Origin of the sequence: Variovorax sp. YR634, from assembly GCF_900106655.1 — a bacterium.
GTDB lineage: Bacteria > Pseudomonadota > Gammaproteobacteria > Burkholderiales > Burkholderiaceae_C > Variovorax.
This window is the reverse complement of record NZ_FNOL01000002.1, coordinates 1-17,035: the sequence shown is the minus strand read 5'-3', so window position 1 is coordinate 17,035 and position 17,035 is coordinate 1. Positions and strand designations below refer to the sequence as shown.

Below are 17,035 nucleotides of genomic sequence, written 5' to 3'. Positions count from 1 at the left end.
ACTCCCAGGAGCTCCGAAGATGAAGAAGAAAAGCCTAATCGCCGCACTCGCCCTCATGGCTGCGGCTTCGTTGCCCGCATTGGCCGACGAATACGGCAGGCACCCGTTCTACCTCCACGCCTTGTCCGACCTGCAAACGGCCGCCTGGAAGGTGGAGCATCGCCGCCCCGAAGACGGGCAGATCTCGCGCGACGAGCAGGTGGTGGTCGACGAGATCCACGCCGCCATCGGCGATCTCCAGCACGCTGCATGGCTGGACGGCAAGCCCCTCGAATGGCGCGAGCCCACCGATGCGTGGCTGCCGCGCGAAGGCCGCCTGCATGCCGCGGCCGACCTGCTGCGCAAGGTGCGCTCCGATGTGGCGCGCGAAGAAGACGACCCGCGCTCGCGGCCGTTCCAGCAACGCGGCCTGGCGCACGTCGACGTCGCGCTCAACACCGCACAGCACGCCATCGGCGACGTGCGCCATCACGACATGCGCAGGGAGTGATGGCGGTGCCGGCCGCCGCCTCGTTGTTCTCCATGCGTCGCGCCTCGATGGCGCTCGGTGCATGTGCGCTGGCCTTGCTCGCGGCCTGCGCAAGTGCACCGGGCGACCAGCGGCCGGTGGTGTCAGTGTCGTTGCCTTCCGCACCGCTCAATGACGCCGCCCGCCTGCGCTGGCTCGACCGCGTGAGCTGGGGTGCCAACGCGAGCAGCGACGCGCAGCTCGCAAAGCGCGGCCTGTCGCTGTGGATGCGCGACCAGCTCAACCCGCGCCCCGCGCCGTTGCCGTCCGCGGCGCAGGCGCAGATCGACGCGATGAGCATTTCGCGCACGCCGCTCGACCAGCTCGTCACCGAACTCGACGCTCAGCGCAAGGCGGCCGATGCGTTGCCCGACGAAGACCAGAAGAAAGCCGCGCGACAGGCCTACCAGCAGCGGCTCAACGACCTGGCCCGCGAGGCGCAACAGCGCTTCGTGCTGCGCGCCCTGTATTCGCCCAACCAGCTGCAGGAGCAGATGACGTGGTTCTGGATGAACCACTTCAACGTCAACCTGCGCAAGGACAACATCCGCGCGATGGTGGGCGACTACGAAGAGAACGCGATTCGCCCGCACGCGCTCGGCAAGTTCCGCGACCTGCTCGGCGCCACGCTGCACCACCCGGCGATGCTGCGCTACCTAGACAACGCGCAGAACGCCGCCAACCGCATCAACGAGAACTACGCACGCGAGCTGATGGAGCTGCACACGCTGGGCGTGGGCGGCGGCTATTCGCAGGCCGACGTGCAGGAGCTGGCGCGCGTGCTCACCGGCGTTGGCGTGAGCAACCAGCCGCTCGATGCGCCGCCGCCGAACGTGCGGCCGGCCGTGCGCGCCGACTACGTGCGCAAGGGCCTGTTCGAGTTCAACCCCAACCGTCACGACTACGGGCCGAAGACGCTGCTGGGCCAGCCCATCAAGAGCAGCGGCCTGGCCGAGGCCGACGAAGCGCTCGACCGCCTGGCGCGCGCGCCGGCCACCGCGCGCTTCATCTCGCGCAAGCTCGCCGTGTACTTCGTCTCCGACGATCCGCCGCAGGTATTGGTCGACCGCATGGCTGCGGCCTTCACCCGCAGCGACGGCGACATCGCCATCACGCTGAAGGCGCTGTTCGAGTCGCCCGAGTTCGCCGCCTCGCTGGGCCGCAAGTTCCGCGACCCGGTGCACTACGTGATGGCCGGCGTGCGGCTCGCCTACGACGACCGCGTGGTGGTGAACGTGAACCCGATGCTCAACTGGATCAACCGCATGGGCGAACAGCTGTACGGCCACGAAACGCCCGACGGCTATCCGCTCAACGAGGCAGCCTGGGCCAGCGCCGGGCAGATGAACACGCGCTTCGAGATCGCGCGTGCCATCGGTGCGAACGGCGCCGTGCTGTTCCGCACGGATGACAAGGCGCCGCTGGAAAAACCCGCGTTTCCGCAGTTGGCCGATTCGCACGCGGTGCGCGCAATGCAAGTCGGCATGAGCGCGGACACGCGCGAGGCGCTGGCGCAGGCGAAGAACCCGCAGGAGTGGAACACCTTCCTGCTGGCATCGCCGGAGTTGATGCGTCGTTGATCAAGAAGAAGGACACACCGTCATGCAACGTCGAGAACTCTTGAAGCTCATGGCCGCCGCCCCGTTCGCGGGCGCCGCCGGCCAGTTGATGGCCGCGCCCGCGGCCGAAGGCGCCAAGCTGCTGGTCGTGTTCCTGCGCGGCGCGTACGACTGCAGCAACCTGCTCGTGCCAACGAGCAGCGACTTCTACTACGCCTCGCGCCCCAACATCGCCATTGCACGCCCCGGCACGCCCAACGGCGCGCTGCCGCTCGACGGCAATTGGGGCCTGCACCCCGCGCTGGCACAGAGCGTGATGCCGATGTTCCAGCAGAAGCAGGCCTCCTTCATCGCCTTCGCGGGCACAGACGACCTCACGCGCAGTCACTTCGAAACGCAGGACTCCATCGAGCTCGGCCAGGCGCTCGACAAGCGGCGCGACTACCGCTCGGGCTTTCTCAACCGGCTGGCCGGCGTACTCGGCGCGGGGCCCGTTACCGACGTGTCGCCCATCGCCTTCACCGACCAGTTGCCCATCTCGATGCGCGGCAGCGCCAAGGCCGCCAACATGGCGATCGCGGGCAATGCACGTTCGGGCATCGACGCGCGGCAGAGCCAGATCATCACGAGCATGTACCGCAACACCGCGCTGGCCCAGCCGGTGGCCGAGGGCTTCCAGGTGCGCGACGAGGTAACGCGGGCGGTGCAGGCCGAGATGGACGCCGCCAGCCGCAACGCCATGACCGCCAAAGGCTTCGAGCTGGTGGCGCGCCGCATGGCCTTGCTGATGCGCGACCGCTTCGACCTCGGCTTTGTCGACGTCGGCGGCTGGGACACGCACGTGGGGCAGGGCGGCGCTACCGGCTACCTCGCCAACCGTTTCGAAGAACTGGGCCGCGGCGTAGCCGGCTTCGCACAGGAGATGGGCGACGACGCATGGCACCAGACCGTGGTGGTCGTCATCAGCGAGTTCGGCCGCACCTTCCGCGAGAACGGCAACCGCGGCACCGACCACGGGCACGGCACCGTCTACTGGGTGCTCGGCGGCGGCCTCTCGGCGCAGGCCGGCGGGCGCGTCGTGGGCGAGCAGCAGGCGCTGACGCAGGCCACGCTGTTCCAGAACCGTGATTACCCGGTGCTCAATGAGTACCGGGCGGTGTTCGGGGGGCTGTTCAAGCGGATGTATGGGTTGTCGCCCGCGCAGCTTGCGCGGGTGTTCGATGGCGTGGCGCCGAAAGACCTGCAGCTGGTCTAGCGCGCGGAGGCCAAGGCCGAAGCCGAAGTACGCGAAGTACGGTCAGGCGATCATCGACTCGAGGTCCGCCGCGAGTTCACGCGGCGCCGGCATTTCCTGGACCATGTCCTCGGTGATACCGACGGCCAGCGCCGACTGGCTCGGCCAGAAGCCGCCGATATTGCTCAGGTCCACGCCCTGGCGCTCCAGTGCCACGCGCCACACGGCCAGATGAAGAATGCCGCCGAGCGCATCGGCATGTTCCGACTTTGCCGGGCTCACGAAGCTCGAAAGCCCACCGACGAGGTCGGGAGCGAAGCCCCAGCGCTGCGCCAGGGACGCACTCACGTCGCCGTAGTGATACCCGAATTCGACAAGCTCGAGTTGCGCGCGCCCCAGTGCGTCCAAGGGGTGAACGGCATTCAGCGCGGCCATGCGATCGGGCATTGCCTGCGCCATGATCAGGTGGCCGATGGCATGCATGCTGCCCGCGGTGAACGCCAGGTTGGGGTCGACGTGCCGGGTCTTCGAAGCCAGATACCTCGAGACCGACGCCACGCGCAAGCTGTGGGCCCAGAAGGCCGGAAGGTTGACTCCGTCCACCTTCCGGAAGGCGCCCGACAGACCCGAACTCACCACGAATGACCGGATGGCGGAGAGCCCGAGCATCAGGATCGCGCCCTGGATCGAAGAAATCTTTCGCCGGAGCCCGAAGAACGGCGAATTGACCATCTGCAGCACCCTGGCCGCGAGCACCTGGTCAAGCTCGATCCGATGCGCGATGGCCGCGAAAGGCACATCGTCGTCGCGCAGCATCTCAATCAGGTCGGACACCACCTTCGGCACGGTGGGAAGCGACTCGTCATTGGCAAAGAGTTCGTCGAGTGTCATGGCGTTATGGGTGTATTGCCTTTGTATGCAATGGATTTTCCTCCAGCGCAGGGCCTGCCAGAGCCTCTATCGGCGCGAATGTGTAATTTCTACGGATTCCGGTGGGACCGAGAATCGGCGCATGCCCCACGCCGTCTCCCTCCTTCGCGCCGCCCGCCTGGCGCGAAGCGCCAAGCCCTTTCTCGCCCGTGGTGGCTTCAAGCGCGAGCGCTGCGCGGGCTGCCGCCTGGTGCCCAGCCATTGCATGTGCGCCGTGCGCCCTTCGGTGGCAACGCGCGCGGGGGTGTGCCTGCTCATGGCCGACATCGAGCCGCTCAAGCCCACCAACACCGGTTGGCTGGTCGCCGACGTGGTGGCCGATACCTTCGCCTTCGGCTGGGCCCGTACCGAAACCGATCCCGCGCTGCTGGCACTGCTGAACGACCCGCAATGGCAACCCTACGTGGTGTTCCCGGGGCAGTACGCGGCGCCCGAGCGCGTGGTTCTGACCGTTCCGTCGCCTGACCAGGCCAGCAGCGGCACCGCGAAACGCCCGCTCTTCATCCTGTTCGATGCGACATGGGCCGAGGCACGCAAGATGTTTCGCAGGAGCCCCTACCTCGACCGGCTGCCGGTGTTGAGCCTGCAGCCGGAGCAGATCACGCAGTACAAGCTGCGCAACTCCGGCCGCGACGACCATTTCTGCACCAGCGAGGTGGCCGCGATGTGCATGAACCTGGCAGGCGAGCATGCCGCCGAACAGACGCTGGATGCCTACCTGGTGGTGTTCACGCACCACTATCTGAGCGCGAAGAACCAGCAGCCCGTGGCGTGGGATGGTGCAGCGCATCAGCGCCTGCGCGAAGTGTCCGCCTCGCGGCCCTGAAGACTCTGCCCGCCGCGGCGCCGCGCGGGTGGGCGCAGCCGTGCCTCGCTCCGCCATCTACCTAGTTCCGGTGATGGCGAAGAAACAAATAGTTAACAAAAATCAACGATCTGAAACCGCCGGTAGCACTTCGACCGGAGCGCGGGTTTCTCTTCGTGAATCGACAAAACCAAAGAGGGCAGTGGATGTTTTCCAGTCAAGTGAGTTTTTACGGGCGCTGCGGTGCCGTGGCCAGTGCGATCGTGTTGCTGGCTTCCTGCGGCGGTGGGGGTGGCGGCGGCTCGGGCTTCGTGCCGATCGTCGCGCCGGCGCAACCCCAGACCCCCGTCGTCGTGACGCATACGGTCGGCGGCACCGTCACCGGCCTCACCGGCAGCCTGGTGCTCCAGAACAATGCGGGCGACGACCTGAAACTCACGGCCGACGGCAAGTTCACCTTTGCCGCCGCGCTCACCGAAGGTTCGGCCTACGAGGTCAGCGTGCGCACCCAGCCCCTGTGGCAGTTCTGCACCGTGACCAAGGGCAGCGGCAAAGCCTCGGCCGACATCGGCGACGTGGCGGTCGCCTGCTCGGCGGCGGTGGCGCAGGTGTCCACGCTCGCTGGGTCCGGCACTCCCGGCTCGGTCAATGGCAACGGTACCGCCGCATCGTTCTATCTCCCGTACAGCGTGGTCGTCGACAAGAGCGGCAACCTGCTCGTGTCGGATACGGCAACGAACCTTGTGCGAAAGATCTCGCCCGCTGGCGATGTCACGACATTTGCGGGCGGTGGCGGCAGCGGTACTTCGCAAAACGGCAACGGCACTGCAGCCTCGTTCTCGGGCCTGTCCGGTCTTGCGCTGGACTCCACGGGCAATGCCTATGCTGCGGAATTCGGCGGCAACCGCATCCGCAAGATCACGCCCGCGGCCGACGTGATCACGATCGCGGGCAGTGGGGCCATCGGGTCGCTCGATGGCCACGGCACCTCTGCCACGTTCAATACCCCTTCGTCGGTGGCCACGGACGCCGACGGCAACATCTATGTGCTCGAATTCATCGGCGCCGTTGTCCGCAAGATCACGCCTGCCGAGGACGTCACCACGCTGGCCGGCTCGGGCACTGCAGGCTTCGCCGACGGCACGGGGACTGCGGCATCTTTCGGGCAGGCCTACGGCATAGCGACTGACGCGGCCGGCAACATTTACGTTGCCGACAGCGGCAACAACCGGATCCGCAAGATCACGCCCGGCGGCGTGGTCATGCCGCTGGCTGGTTCGGGCCAGGTTGGTGCGACCGACGGGGCCGGCAGCTCGGCATCTTTCAGCAGGCCCGGCGGCTTGACGGTGGACAGCGACGGCAATGTCTACGTGGCCGACACAGGCAACAGCCTGCTGCGCAAGATCACGCCGGCAGGCGTGGTCTCCACGCTCGCCGGCCAGCCCGGTGTGCTGGGCGCGCAGAACGGCATCGGCGCGGCTGCCACGTTCAAGCAGCCTTACGGGGTGACGGTGGATGCTGCCGGCAACCTGTACGTGGCCGACACCTTCGGCAACCTGATCCGCAAGGTCACGCCGGTTCGCGCACCCTGAGGTCGTCGAAGACGCAGGGGCCACCGTCGGTAACGGAATGAAAAGGCTGCATCCGGAGCATCGGCATATGTCTACTGGAGCGCGGGCGCGCAGAATCGCGCTCGCACTCCCGAGGACTTGACCATGACGATTCCGTACTTTGTCTTGACGCCCGACCGGCGTGAACTTCCTCTGAACGTGCTCGGCACGAAGGTGACGGTGCTGGCATCGAACGCGGCGACGCAGAGCTATGGCATCACCCTGCAGCGGGGTGACGAAGGAACCGGGCCGCCGCCGCACAGCCACGACTGGGACGAATCCTTCTACGTGCTCGGCGGCGAGGTCGAGTTTCTCTGCGATGGCGCCGCTCACATGTGCCGGCCCGGCACGCTCGTGCACGTACCGCGCGGCACGGTGCACGGCTTTCACTACGGCAAGGGTGGCGGGCAGATGCTCGAGATCACCGGGCAGAACGCGCTGGCCGCTCAGATGTTCGCCGCCGTCGACCACGAGATCCCGGCCGGGCCGCCCGATATTCCAAAACTGCTGGCGGTGCTCGAGCGCAACGGCGTTACCGTCGCGGCCTGACATCGCTTCGGCCGTCGACAGGCGCGTGGCGTGCCATCAGCTCGACGACCCAATCGATGAACACCCGCAGCTTGGCGCTGACATGCCGGTTCGGCGGAAACGCCACGTACAAGGGCATCCGATCGAGTTGCCAGCCTTCGAACAGAGGCACCAACTCGCCGCTCGGCAGATGTGGTTCGGCCATGTAGTCCGGCAGCCAAAGCACCCCCATGCCCGCCAGCCCGGCCGCGAGGTAGGCGTTGCCGTCATCGACCGACAGCACGTAGCGGCCTTGCACTTCGATGCTCTCGTCGCCGAGGCGCATGGCATACGGAAAGGTCTTGCCGCTGCGCGACCACAGGAAGCCCACGATGCGGTGATGCGTGTCTTCCAGCTCCCGCGGGTGTGAAGGCATGCCTGCGCGTTCCAGATAACTCGGCGCCGCGTAAACCCCCAACTGCAGGTCGCCCACGCGGCGCGCCATGAGTGACTGGTCGGTGAGCTCGCCGCCGCGCACCACGCAATCGACGTTCTCGCCGATCACGTCCACCATGCGATCGCTCACGCCCATGTCGAGCTGGATGTCGGGGTAGCGGGCGTGGAACGCCGGCATTGCCGGCACCAGGATCATGCGGGCCAGCGGGCTGGGCACATCCACCCGCAACCGTCCGCGGGGCAACGCCGAGGCGCTCGACAGACTGGTCTCCGCATCGTCCATGTCGGCCAGCAGGCGCACCACGCGCTCGTAGTAGGCCGCTCCGTCGGCCGTGACGTTCACCTTGCGCGTCGTGCGGTTGAGCAGCTTCACGCGCAGCCTTGCCTCCAGTTGCTGCACCAGCTGCGTCACGCTGGTCTTGCTCATGTGCAGTGTCTCGGCCGCCTTGGTGAAGCTGCCTGCTTCCACCACGCGGGCGAATGCCTGCATTGCGTCAAAACGATCCATGCCTGCTGTTCCTGTTGATCCGACGATTGTTTGGGTTCTGCAAACAGTGATTGTTGGCTTTGCCCGTTTATCGGGAAGGCTCGGCTCCCTAAAGTCCCTTCATCGCCATCAAAGAAGGAAGAAGCAACTCATGGCCAAACGCGACGTCGTTTTCCCGCCCGGGCGTCAGGCGCTCTATGAAAAGAACCGCTACTCGCCGGCAGTCCGCTCCAACGGCTTCCTGTTCGTCTCAGGGCAGGTCGGCAGCCGCGAAGACGGCTCGCCCGAGCCCGACCTCGAGGCGCAGGTGCGGCTTGCGTTCGAAAACCTGAACGGAATCCTGGGGGCCGCGGGCTGCACGTTCGACGACGTGGTCGACGTCACCGTCTTCATCGTCGACCCGGAATCGAACTTCGACACGGTCTGGAAGGTGCTGCCGGACTATTGGGGCGGCGCGCCGCACCCAACGCTGACCGGCATCGGCGTGACGTGGCTCTATGGCTTCAAGTTCGAGATCAAGGTGATTGCGAAGCTTCCCTGAAAGCCACGGCACGCCAGTTCTTCGCAATCAGGGCCGAGCGGCTACTCCTCGTCGAGTCGATCCCGCCGCATGGCACGCCAGAGCGCAAGGTCATAGGAAATCTTTAGCAACCCGCATGCGACGAGCGGCAATGAGATCCATCCGGCTGCGAACAGCGCGCCGCTGAGCGTCGGGCTGATGGCTGCGGCCAGACTCCGCGGCACGGCGGTGAAGCTCGCCGCAGCGCTGCGTTCCGCTGGCGTCACGACCGCCATCACGTAGGCCGTTCGCGTGGGCACATCCATCGACGACAGTGCGCTGCGGATCATCAGCAGGCCCAGCGCGACGGGCAGGCTTGGCGCCAGCGCTGCCAGCACCAGGCAGACGTTGGCCGGCAGGTGCGTGAAGACCATGGTGTTGAGCAACCCGATGCGTCGGGCGACCAGCGGTGCAGCGAGCTGCGACGCCGCGCTGAGCAAGCCAGTCCAGAAGAAGAACACGCCGGCCTGGGTCAGCGAGAAGCCGAATCGCTCCAGCAGCCACAGCGACATCAGCGCGTTGACCGTCAGTCCGCCGGCAAACGCGTCGACGCTGAAGAGTGCCGCCAATCGCACCACGACGCGGCGCGACGGCCCCAGGGGTGTTGGCGCGACGGGCAGGCTGTCTGCGTTGTTGGCGCCGGCGTGGGCCGGCAGATTCCGATAGAGCCAGAAGACGATCAGCCCGATTGCCGCGTAGACCACGAACATCCCGCGCAGCGCGTCGAGCCGCGCGAGCTCGCTGTGCCGAACCAGCCAGTCCGGCACGGCGGCGGCCAGCGCGCCCAAGGCTGCGCACAGGGCACCCAGGAGGCTGTAGCGTGCAAACAATGCTGTTCGTGCATGGCCTTGTGCCGCCGCTGCCAGGCGGGCGTGCTCAAGCGGAAGAAACACGCTGACGTCGCCGGAACTGGGGTTGAGCGTGCCGACCAGTGCGACCACCAACAACGGCCAGAACGAAGACAGGCCCGCAAAGCCCAGGCCCGTAGCGGCCATCAGCAAAGCAGCGCCGCGCAGCAGCCGACCGCCAGCAAAGCGGTATCCCCAAGCGCCGACCGCGAGCGTGGCCAGCGCCGAGCCCAGCATCGTCGCGGTACTGACGATGCCTACCTCCAGCGTTCCGAGCCCGATCGACAGCAGGTAGGCCGGCAGCAGTACCGCCATGTACCCGTCTCCGAAGGCGCGAAGCCCCCGCGCCGCGAGCAAGGGCAATGCGCCAGGATCGACTCCGGAAGGCAGCAGGCGCGCGAAACCCATGCGTGGGCGAGATGCGGAAGTGGTGCTCATCGGGTTTTCACAGCCAGAAGCGCAGGGGCTTCGATGAGAGAGATGGGCTGGGGTGGCGCGGCAAGCGCAATGGGTGCGTCAGGAAAGGCGGTGTCCACGGATAGCTCCGTTGTGAGTCACCAGCGCTTGGACGGGACACCGTCTGACTTTGCAGAACGGGAGGCTGTTTTCCCGCGAGCGGCATCGTAGCAGACCCAAAACCACATTGCGTGGTTCTACGGCTTCCAGTTCGGGATCAGGGCCGCACCCACAAGGCAAAGACAGGCGAGCATCGCGAAGGCATTTCTCGCCCCTTGAGTGAATGCAGCGACATCGACGCCCGAGAGCCCTGAACCGCCATTCCCGAGAATCATGAGCTGCGAGCTGTAGGGCAGACCGGCCATCGCCACGCTCAACGCCAGGGCCGTTCCCATCATGATTCCGGTGTTCTGCAGCGTCGAGCGCACGCCGTTCGCAATGCCCCGGCGCTGCGGCACCACGCTTTGCAGAATCGACGCGTTGTTGGGCGTCACGAAGCTCCCGATGCCCAGGCCCAGCATCCACAGGCATGCGGCCAGTTGCCCGGCGCCGATGGCCGGCTGCAGCATTGCCGCCAACAGCGCCAGCGCGCCTGCGGCAAGCAGCATGCCCGCCATGCAGATGGCTTCGGGCGAGAAGCGCCGCATCAGGCTGCCGGCTGTAGGAGCGGCCATCAGCATCCCCAGCGCGACCGGCGCGATGCGCATGCCCGCCTCCGATGGCGCCAGCCCCGCGCAAGCCTGGAGATACAGGGCCACGAGCAGCAGTGGCGCAGCCTGCGACATCGACAGAAGCAGGATGCCTGCGTACGCCGTGCGACGCCCCGAGTCCCTGAACAACGCCGGGTCGACCAAGGGGCTCGCCGTGCGCTGCTGCACCTTGGCGAACAAGAGGAGGGCGCAGACGCCTGAGAGCATGAAGGCCCACACCGGCGTGCTCGCCCAGCCGCGCGTTCCCACCATCGAGAGCGCATAGATCACGCCTCCGATGCCGGCGAACGACAGCAGGGCACCGGTCAGGTCGAAGCGCTCGGCCTTGGCCGCCGCCGCGCTCTTCGGCAGAACCCGCCATGACCAAGCCAGCACGCAAAGCCCGACAGGCACGTTCAGCACAAAGAGAACGCGCCAGCCCCACCACGACACGACAAAGCCGCCAGCCAGCGGCCCCACGACCTGCGCAAGCGCGGCCACCATGGCGAGTACGCCGAGCGCCAGCCCCACCTTCTTGCGGCCGAAGGCATCGCCCACCAATGCGCTGGAGTTGGCCATGACGCCAGCCGCACCCACGGCCTGGCAGATGCGAAAGAACAGCATGGCGCCGAAGCTCGTTGCGGCCGCACAGGCCGCACACGCAATCAGAAAGAGCCCCAGCCCCGCAAGAAAAAGCCGCCGCCGTCCCCACAGATCAGCCAGCCTCCCGAAGCTGAGGATGCACACCGTGCTGACCAGCATGTAAGACAGCAGGATCCAGCTCGCCTGCGATGGCGAAGCGTTCAGGCCGCGCGCCACCGAAGGCAGCGCCACGTTGAGCGCGCTGAGATTCAGGAAGCAGAGAAACGCACCCAGGCTTGCAACAACGAGCACCGCCCATGCGGCCCTTTCCTCGTCTTCCGCCGCCGTGTCACTCATCGCTCTTGAAGCCCGAAGCCTTGACGATGGGCCGCCAGTACTCGCGGTCTTCGTTCATGAGGCGCGTCACTTCGGCGCCGGGCAGCCCGGTCGCGTCGAGCCCCATGCGGTCGAGCTGGCCGCGCACCTGCTGGCTGCGCATTGCGGCCAGGAAGGCTTTTTCAAGCTTCGCGACAACGTCCTTCGGCGTGCCCGCCGGCACGAAGGCGGCATAGGACGCGTTGGCACGGTCGAAGGCGTCGTAGCCCGCTTCCTTGAGGGTCGGAACATCGGGCAGCCAGCTCAGCCGCTTCGTGCCCGCCACGCCAAGAATGCGCAGCTTGCCCGAGCGGTGCAGCTCCAGCTGGGTGGCCAGCGCGTCGGCGCCCAGCGGCACGTGGTCGCCGATGATGTCCGTCGCCAGCGGAGCGCCGCCCCGGTAAGAGACGGCCGTGAGCGGCACGCCGATGGCCTTCGACAGCTGCCACACGCTGAAGTGCAGGCCGCCGCCGAGGTTTGTTATGCCCACACTGCCCTGAGCGGGGTTCTTCTTGATCCACGCGATGTATTCGGGAATCGTCTTGTACGGCTGGTCTGCGCCGGTGGAAACGACACTGGGCACGTTGGCCAGATGCGCGACGGGAATGAAGTCTTTGTCGACGTCGTAGTTCAGCCGCGCATAGGTCATCGGAAACAGCACGAAGGGCGGTGTTGCGCCGATGAGGATCGTGCGGCCATCGGGTCGAGCGGCCTTCACCGCCTCGATGGAAATGCGCGTGGACGCACCGGGGCGGCTCTCCACCAGAACGGGCTCCTTGAGCGAGCCGCGCAATTCTTCGGCGATGGAGCGTGCCAGGTTGTCGAGCGCTCCGCCCGGCGGAACGCCGATGATGAGGCGCACGGGCGCGTTGTCGGCGTGCGCGGTGATGCCGGCCAGGGCAATCGACGCGCCGAGCACGAGTGTCTTCAGGAACGAGGTCATGGTGGCTACCTGTTGGTTGAAAAATCGGAAGAGAGAAAAGGGCAAAAAGGGGCGGTGGCTTCAGAAAGCCACGACCGGCAGCGGATTCGCCGGCCAGTGCGCTGCTTCGAACGAGGCAGCGGCTTGCAGCAGTTGCCCGTCTTCGCGGAAGCGGCCGACCAACTGCATGCCGATGGGCAGGCCCTCACGGTCCGCGCCGCAGGGCAGGCTGATCGCGGGGTGACCCGTGAGGTTGAACGGCATCGTCCAGGGGAACCAGTTCGCGCGCACCTCGGCGTATTCCTTGCCGTCGATCTCGATGCTGCCGAACAGGTCCTGGTCGATGGGCAGGGCCGTGCGCGAGAGCGTGGGCGTGAAGATGAAGTCGTGCGTTTCCAGCCGCGCCTGCACCTCGCGGAACAACGCGGTCCGCGCGAACATGGCCTGCTGGAACGCAACGCCATCCACATGCTCGGCCAGCGCAAGCTGCTGCAGCAGCGACGGGCTCATCTGGTCGCCATGCGCCGCAGCCATGGGCGCGAAGCGGCCGCGCCAGCTGGTGTGGTTGATCACGCGCCACACAGGCTCCACGTCGAAGCCTTCGCCCGACATCGGCTCCAGCACGGCACCCATCGACTCCAGCGTTGCAAGAGCGGCTTCGAAGGCAGATGCAACGTCTGCCGCAATCGGCCGCCCCACCGGCGCGGCGCAGAAAAGAATGCGCTTGCCGCGAAGGTCGCCGCCGGCTTGCAGGTCGTCGAAGTAGCGCTGGGCCGGCACGCCCAGCGACCACGGGTCGGACCCGTGCGCGCCGGTCATGGCCTGCAGCATCAGCGCCGTGTCGGCCACGTTGCGCGTGGTGGGCGTCACGTAGGTGTAGTTGCCGAACGCGTCTTGCACCTGGCTGTGGGGCACCACGCCCAGGCTCTGCTTCAGGCCGACCACGCCGTTGCACGCGGCGGGAATGCGCGTGGAGCCGCCGCCGTCGGTGGCAATGGCGAGCGGCGCGATGCCCGCCGCCATCGACGCCGCCGCACCGCCGCTGGAGCCGCCGCTCGTGCGCGACGCATTCCACGCGTTGCGGGTGCTGCCGAACAGCGGCGCATCGGTCAGGCACTTCGCGCCGAATTCCGAAGAGGTGGTCTTGCCGATGAGGATGGCGCCGGCCTCGCGCATCCGCCCCACGGCCACGGCGTCTTTCGTGGGCACATGGTCGCGGTGCAGCAAAGAGCCGTAAGTGGTGCGCACCTTCGCCGTGTCGACGATGTCCTTCACCGTGAAGGGCAGGCCATGCAGCAGGCCCGAAGCCTCGCCGCGCATCAGCGCCTGTTCGGCCTCCCTGGCCTGCTGCAGCGCCTGTTCATGGCACAGCGTGATGAAGCAGTTCAGGTGCGGCTGCAGCGCATCGGCGCGGCGCAGCACCTCTTCGACGATCTCCACCGGCGAGAGTTCGCGCTGCGCGACCAGCCTGCGCATGGTTGTTGCTGGCATCTCGCAGATCTCGGACTTTGGAAGAAGGACGGGAAAGTTTTTCATGGCGCAAATGATTGATGCGCCGCAACAAGTCGTCCAATACTGTTTTCCAGAAAAGGCATATGCACAGCGTATGGCTACCCCAGACCTTCGAACCCTTCGCTATTTCGTGGCCGTTGCCGAGGAGCGCAGCGTCGGCAAGGCCGCGCGCCGGCTCAACATGGCGCAGCCGCCGCTGTCCGTTCACATCAAGAACCTCGAGGCGGCGGTGGGCACGCCGCTCTTTCGCAGGGCCGCGCACGGCATGGAAATAACCGATGCTGGCAATGCACTGTTTCGGCGCGCGAAAGAGGCACTGCTGCTGGCTAACGAAGGCTTCGACGCCGCGCGCGCCGTCGGCTCGGGCAGCCGGGGCCGGCTCACCATCGGCACGATGGTCGTGCTGTCTTACCTCGTGCTGCCGCGGCTCGAAAACGAATTGCGGCGCAGGCTGCCCGAGGTGGAGATCCAGTATGCGGAGCTGAACGCCGTCAACAACGTATCGGCCCTCACCAACTCCGACGTGTCGGTGGCCATCTGTATTCCTCCCATTGCGCAGGCGGGCATTGCGGCAGAGCGCATCGGCAGCCAGCCGCTGATGCTTGCGGTGCGCGCCGATTCACCCCTGGCGCGACTGCCCAGCATTCCGCTGGCGCGCCTCTCGGGCCTGCCGCTCATCGGGCTGCCCATGCCCGAGGGCGACGTAGACAAATCGGTCGTCGCGTCGCTGCTGCGTCGGCATGACGTGAGCATGCCGATTGCGCAGCGGGTCGAGACGATGGTGTCGGCACTGGCGCTGGTGCTGGCGGGGAAGGGCGTGGCGATATTGCCCGCCTGCGCGCAGATCGGGCGGCCGCCCGGGGTGGTGTTCAGGGCTTTGCGCAATGTCGATGCGCGGATGGAGATTGCGGCTTGCTGGCGGAGTGATTGGGATAGTCCGTTGATTGAGCCGTTTTTGGTTTGTGCGCGGGCGGCGGTGCGGGAGGTGGCTTAGGTGAGTAAGTGAGTCTGTTCGGCGGACGGTCGTAAGTCGCGCTTAGACTTCCGAAGTCGACCAGAACCGGACATTCAAGGCGCCGCGATTTCATGCCAATAGACGCCCAACTCTCCGTCCCCGCAGACGGCAAAACAGTTGAACGCCTTCGACATTGCATGGGCTTGCGTGCTGCCTTGAGCGAGGCGAAGGTAAGTGACGGTCTTCTGTTCGTCGACGTGAAGTGCGTGTTGCTTCTCGAAGATGCGTACGGGCGCATCCAGGAACAGTCGACCTCCGATGAAGTTCTCTGGCGGACGAAAGGCGCTCGCCCTGTGCTCCACGAGGAAGATCTTGGCGACCCTGAAAAGGTGGGCTTCATCGGAAGGTGGAATCTAGACTTCCTCCGTTGGCTCCACGGCGTTTCCGCCGAAACCAGCGAGCCGGTAGAAATCAGCTACACGCATGAGCGCGGCGACACGCTCTACGAGTCTGCTTGGTGGGCGGCCGACCCGTCGTCAGCGGAGGGGCGGATCGAGACCTTCGGCATACAGAACGACGAAGGTATGGATGAGACGCTTTGGCGGGCGGAGGCGATACGCCTTTCAGATGGCCGCCTTGAACTTCGTTGAGGCTATGCTGCTTTCGGCCACAACCAGTCATTTGGCCTTTTGCCAGTTACTTTGAAGCTATCCCTGTCTCTGGCTTACCTGCCAGAGAGGCGTGGAGATTGAACCATGTCCCAACCCACACAAACCTCGCTTCGGGCGCGACTGGATGCGATTCCTTGGAGCGATTTCAAGACCTGCCTCGGCCCAGCGGACAAGATGGGGGAAGTACTGGAACGCCTCGCAAGTACGGATTCGGCCGCCGCACTCGCTGCAAGCCGCGAACTCTGGTGCGATTTGGTTTCGAGTGGTATCGGCCCTCCGTCAGTAGCGATTCATGCGCTCCCGTTTGTTCTCGACGTCTTGCCTCAAGCCGATGAAGAACTGACGACTGAACTCCTCGAGCTTGTCTGGCGCTGCGTTCACTTCGACCGACCAGATGAGACGGCAACTTTTCAAGAACTGCGGCGTATGGTCATCGCGCAGCGCCCGCGACTGTTCGGGTACACCGCCGGCCCCAATCAGGAAATAGCGGAGTTGGCGAAGGACATCCTTGCCGATATAGGTGAGAGGACCGTCAGCAGTAAGCCCGCTTAAGAGCGGGTGGAGTATCTGTTGTGGGCCCACTGACGGCGGCGCGTCTACGGCAGAATGCGGCCAAAAACCGACTTTCCTGATAGAGAAAAACAACCGTGTACGGATGCATATGAGAAGACGAAGATTCTTGACTGTTGCTCTTGCGCCGATCGCTGTGGTCGGATGCACGTCTATGGAAAGCATCTCGAAGCCATCCAAGGATGAGTATTTCGTGCTTGACAAGACCTATACGCGCGCCGAGGTTCGAGGTCTGATTCCTTACAACTACGTCATTGGACTTCGTGCAGGAACGTACTCTTCCGTCGGGGAAGATCGAGATGGACGCTATTTTCAAGGAGAGGGAGATTGCGTAATCCAACTCGGTACTGAACGAGCAGACCATTTCCTTAAATCTGGAGAGATCCCGCGAGCCATGGCTGGCTTTCCGGGTGGAGAAGGCGGAATCTGGTTGCCTAGAGTCGGAAGCAATAGTCCGCCTAGGCTGTGGTACAAAATTCGAAATAAGGGGTTGGATACGATGCAAATCGTGCCATTTCTTGTTGTGAATGCGACGGAGGGCTCTTTCGGGTGGGTGCCATTGGAGAACGATGCTGCATTGTTGGCAGAAATCAAGGTCCGCGAAAGATAGCTAGCGCTGGTCGGTGTGCAATGTCTGGTTTCGATGGGGCGCAAGGTCACGTATGGGCTCACGCCGCCGACAGTACTTCGGCTGCAGTCGGCCACAACCAATGGGATGGACGCCCCCACCCGTACCGGCATCGATGTGCCAAAGTGGAAGTGTCAGCAACCACTTGAACTGAAAGGGGCGTCCACCATGA

General features: G+C 65.5%; 17 protein-coding genes. 11 read left to right on the top strand and 6 right to left on the bottom strand.

The annotated features are described in order from the left end of the window. Nucleotides 1-19: 19 nt before the first annotated feature. Genes BLV60_RS04265 through BLV60_RS04255 form a run of 3 tightly spaced genes read left to right on the top strand, consistent with a single transcriptional unit; the run spans nucleotide 20 to nucleotide 3,322 of the window. Nucleotides 20-490 carry a hypothetical protein gene (locus BLV60_RS04265; RefSeq protein ID WP_093050519.1) on the top strand — a complete coding sequence of 157 codons (471 nt, stop codon included), beginning with the start codon at nucleotides 20-22 and terminating at the stop codon, nucleotides 488-490. A gap of 32 nt (nucleotides 491-522) precedes the next feature. Beyond that, nucleotides 523-2,088, top strand: coding sequence for a DUF1800 domain-containing protein (locus tag BLV60_RS04260; RefSeq protein WP_093051769.1), 1,566 nt, complete (start codon nucleotides 523-525; stop codon nucleotides 2,086-2,088). A gap of 22 nt (nucleotides 2,089-2,110) precedes the next feature. Beyond that, the gene (locus BLV60_RS04255; RefSeq protein WP_093050516.1) at nucleotides 2,111-3,322 is read left to right on the top strand and encodes a DUF1501 domain-containing protein; all 1,212 of its coding nucleotides are present in this window, start codon (nucleotides 2,111-2,113) and stop codon (nucleotides 3,320-3,322) included. A gap of 42 nt (nucleotides 3,323-3,364) precedes the next feature. On the opposite strand, the gene BLV60_RS04250 is transcribed toward BLV60_RS04255, so the two are convergent. After that, nucleotides 3,365-4,192 carry an HDOD domain-containing protein gene (locus BLV60_RS04250; protein ID WP_093050513.1) on the bottom strand — a complete coding sequence of 276 codons (828 nt, stop codon included), beginning with the start codon at nucleotides 4,190-4,192 and terminating at the stop codon, nucleotides 3,365-3,367. Between the two features lie 121 nt (nucleotides 4,193-4,313). On the opposite strand from BLV60_RS04250, the gene BLV60_RS04245 reads away from it, so the two are divergent. The 3 genes from BLV60_RS04245 (at nucleotide 4,314) to BLV60_RS04235 (ending at nucleotide 7,195) form a co-directional block, all read left to right on the top strand. Then, complete coding sequence (locus tag BLV60_RS04245; RefSeq protein ID WP_093050510.1) at nucleotides 4,314-5,057, top strand: tRNA-uridine aminocarboxypropyltransferase; 744 nt, start codon at nucleotides 4,314-4,316, stop codon at nucleotides 5,055-5,057. A 185-nt stretch (nucleotides 5,058-5,242) separates the two neighbouring features. Next, nucleotides 5,243-6,628: an NHL repeat-containing protein gene (locus BLV60_RS04240; RefSeq protein WP_093050507.1), complete on the top strand. Its 1,386-nt coding sequence runs from the start codon at nucleotides 5,243-5,245 to the stop codon at nucleotides 6,626-6,628. Nucleotides 6,629-6,751: 123 nt separating this feature from the next. After that, complete coding sequence (locus BLV60_RS04235) at nucleotides 6,752-7,195, top strand: cupin domain-containing protein (protein ID WP_093050504.1); 444 nt, start codon at nucleotides 6,752-6,754, stop codon at nucleotides 7,193-7,195. Here the strand turns inward: BLV60_RS04235 and BLV60_RS04230 are convergent. Further along, a complete protein-coding gene (locus tag BLV60_RS04230; RefSeq protein ID WP_093050500.1) occupies nucleotides 7,179-8,117 on the bottom strand; it encodes a LysR family transcriptional regulator in 939 nt (312 codons plus the stop codon). The two genes, BLV60_RS04235 and BLV60_RS04230, sit on opposite strands and share 17 nt — an antisense overlap. Nucleotides 8,118-8,247: 130 nt before the next feature. Here BLV60_RS04230 and BLV60_RS04225 point away from each other — a divergent pair, with 130 nt between their 5' ends. Then, complete coding sequence (locus BLV60_RS04225) at nucleotides 8,248-8,637, top strand: RidA family protein (protein WP_093050497.1); 390 nt, start codon at nucleotides 8,248-8,250, stop codon at nucleotides 8,635-8,637. A 41-nt stretch (nucleotides 8,638-8,678) separates the two neighbouring features. On the opposite strand, the gene BLV60_RS04220 is transcribed toward BLV60_RS04225, so the two are convergent. The 4 genes from BLV60_RS04220 to BLV60_RS04205 form a co-directional block, all read right to left on the bottom strand. Then, entirely contained in the window at nucleotides 8,679-9,941 is a 1,263-nt protein-coding gene (locus BLV60_RS04220) for an MFS transporter (protein WP_093050494.1), read from the bottom strand. A gap of 215 nt (nucleotides 9,942-10,156) precedes the next feature. Next, the gene (locus BLV60_RS04215) at nucleotides 10,157-11,587 is read right to left on the bottom strand and encodes an MFS transporter (protein WP_093050492.1); all 1,431 of its coding nucleotides are present in this window, start codon (nucleotides 11,585-11,587) and stop codon (nucleotides 10,157-10,159) included. Continuing rightward, entirely contained in the window at nucleotides 11,580-12,548 is a 969-nt protein-coding gene (locus BLV60_RS04210) for a tripartite tricarboxylate transporter substrate-binding protein (protein WP_093050489.1), read from the bottom strand. The genes BLV60_RS04215 and BLV60_RS04210 overlap by 8 nt, the downstream gene beginning before the upstream one ends. 60 nt (nucleotides 12,549-12,608) lie before the next feature. After that, nucleotides 12,609-14,018, bottom strand: a complete 1,410-nt coding sequence (locus tag BLV60_RS04205) for an amidase (protein ID WP_256328849.1) — start codon at nucleotides 14,016-14,018, stop codon at nucleotides 12,609-12,611. Between the two features lie 43 nt (nucleotides 14,019-14,061). On the opposite strand from BLV60_RS04205, the gene BLV60_RS04200 reads away from it, so the two are divergent. The 4 genes from BLV60_RS04200 (at nucleotide 14,062) to BLV60_RS33920 (ending at nucleotide 16,845) form a co-directional block, all read left to right on the top strand. Continuing rightward, nucleotides 14,062-15,033, top strand: a complete 972-nt coding sequence (locus BLV60_RS04200; RefSeq protein WP_256328848.1) for a LysR family transcriptional regulator — start codon at nucleotides 14,062-14,064, stop codon at nucleotides 15,031-15,033. Nucleotides 15,034-15,125: 92 nt separating this feature from the next. Then, nucleotides 15,126-15,644 (top strand): hypothetical protein, encoded by a 519-nt coding sequence (locus BLV60_RS04195; RefSeq protein ID WP_143042543.1) that lies wholly within the window; start codon nucleotides 15,126-15,128, stop codon nucleotides 15,642-15,644. Between the two features lie 105 nt (nucleotides 15,645-15,749). Then, complete coding sequence (locus BLV60_RS33925; RefSeq protein WP_143042542.1) at nucleotides 15,750-16,217, top strand: hypothetical protein; 468 nt, start codon at nucleotides 15,750-15,752, stop codon at nucleotides 16,215-16,217. A gap of 172 nt (nucleotides 16,218-16,389) precedes the next feature. After that, nucleotides 16,390-16,845 carry a hypothetical protein gene (locus BLV60_RS33920; RefSeq protein WP_143042541.1) on the top strand — a complete coding sequence of 152 codons (456 nt, stop codon included), beginning with the start codon at nucleotides 16,390-16,392 and terminating at the stop codon, nucleotides 16,843-16,845. Nucleotides 16,846-17,035 lie beyond the last annotated feature (190 nt).

What these genes read in the sequence shown, in the direction of transcription:
- BLV60_RS04265 (WP_093050519.1), top strand. Translation starts at nt 20, where the DNA reads ATGAAGAAGAAAAGCCTAATCGCCGCACTCGCCCTCATGGCTGCGGCT.
- BLV60_RS04260 (WP_093051769.1), top strand. Translation starts at nt 523, where the DNA reads ATGCGTCGCGCCTCGATGGCGCTCGGTGCATGTGCGCTGGCCTTGCTC.
- BLV60_RS04255 (WP_093050516.1), top strand. Translation starts at nt 2,111, where the DNA reads ATGCAACGTCGAGAACTCTTGAAGCTCATGGCCGCCGCCCCGTTCGCG.
- BLV60_RS04250 (WP_093050513.1), bottom strand. Translation starts at nt 4,192, where the DNA reads ATGACACTCGACGAACTCTTTGCCAATGACGAGTCGCTTCCCACCGTG.
- BLV60_RS04245 (WP_093050510.1), top strand. Translation starts at nt 4,314, where the DNA reads ATGCCCCACGCCGTCTCCCTCCTTCGCGCCGCCCGCCTGGCGCGAAGC.
- BLV60_RS04240 (WP_093050507.1), top strand. Translation starts at nt 5,243, where the DNA reads ATGTTTTCCAGTCAAGTGAGTTTTTACGGGCGCTGCGGTGCCGTGGCC.
- BLV60_RS04235 (WP_093050504.1), top strand. Translation starts at nt 6,752, where the DNA reads ATGACGATTCCGTACTTTGTCTTGACGCCCGACCGGCGTGAACTTCCT.
- BLV60_RS04230 (WP_093050500.1), bottom strand. Translation starts at nt 8,117, where the DNA reads ATGGATCGTTTTGACGCAATGCAGGCATTCGCCCGCGTGGTGGAAGCA.
- BLV60_RS04225 (WP_093050497.1), top strand. Translation starts at nt 8,248, where the DNA reads ATGGCCAAACGCGACGTCGTTTTCCCGCCCGGGCGTCAGGCGCTCTAT.
- BLV60_RS04220 (WP_093050494.1), bottom strand. Translation starts at nt 9,941, where the DNA reads ATGAGCACCACTTCCGCATCTCGCCCACGCATGGGTTTCGCGCGCCTG.
- BLV60_RS04215 (WP_093050492.1), bottom strand. Translation starts at nt 11,587, where the DNA reads ATGAGTGACACGGCGGCGGAAGACGAGGAAAGGGCCGCATGGGCGGTG.
- BLV60_RS04210 (WP_093050489.1), bottom strand. Translation starts at nt 12,548, where the DNA reads ATGACCTCGTTCCTGAAGACACTCGTGCTCGGCGCGTCGATTGCCCTG.
- BLV60_RS04205 (WP_256328849.1), bottom strand. Translation starts at nt 14,018, where the DNA reads ATGCCAGCAACAACCATGCGCAGGCTGGTCGCGCAGCGCGAACTCTCG.
- BLV60_RS04200 (WP_256328848.1), top strand. Translation starts at nt 14,062, where the DNA reads ATGGCGCAAATGATTGATGCGCCGCAACAAGTCGTCCAATACTGTTTT.
- BLV60_RS04195 (WP_143042543.1), top strand. Translation starts at nt 15,126, where the DNA reads ATGCCAATAGACGCCCAACTCTCCGTCCCCGCAGACGGCAAAACAGTT.
- BLV60_RS33925 (WP_143042542.1), top strand. Translation starts at nt 15,750, where the DNA reads ATGTCCCAACCCACACAAACCTCGCTTCGGGCGCGACTGGATGCGATT.
- BLV60_RS33920 (WP_143042541.1), top strand. Translation starts at nt 16,390, where the DNA reads ATGGAAAGCATCTCGAAGCCATCCAAGGATGAGTATTTCGTGCTTGAC.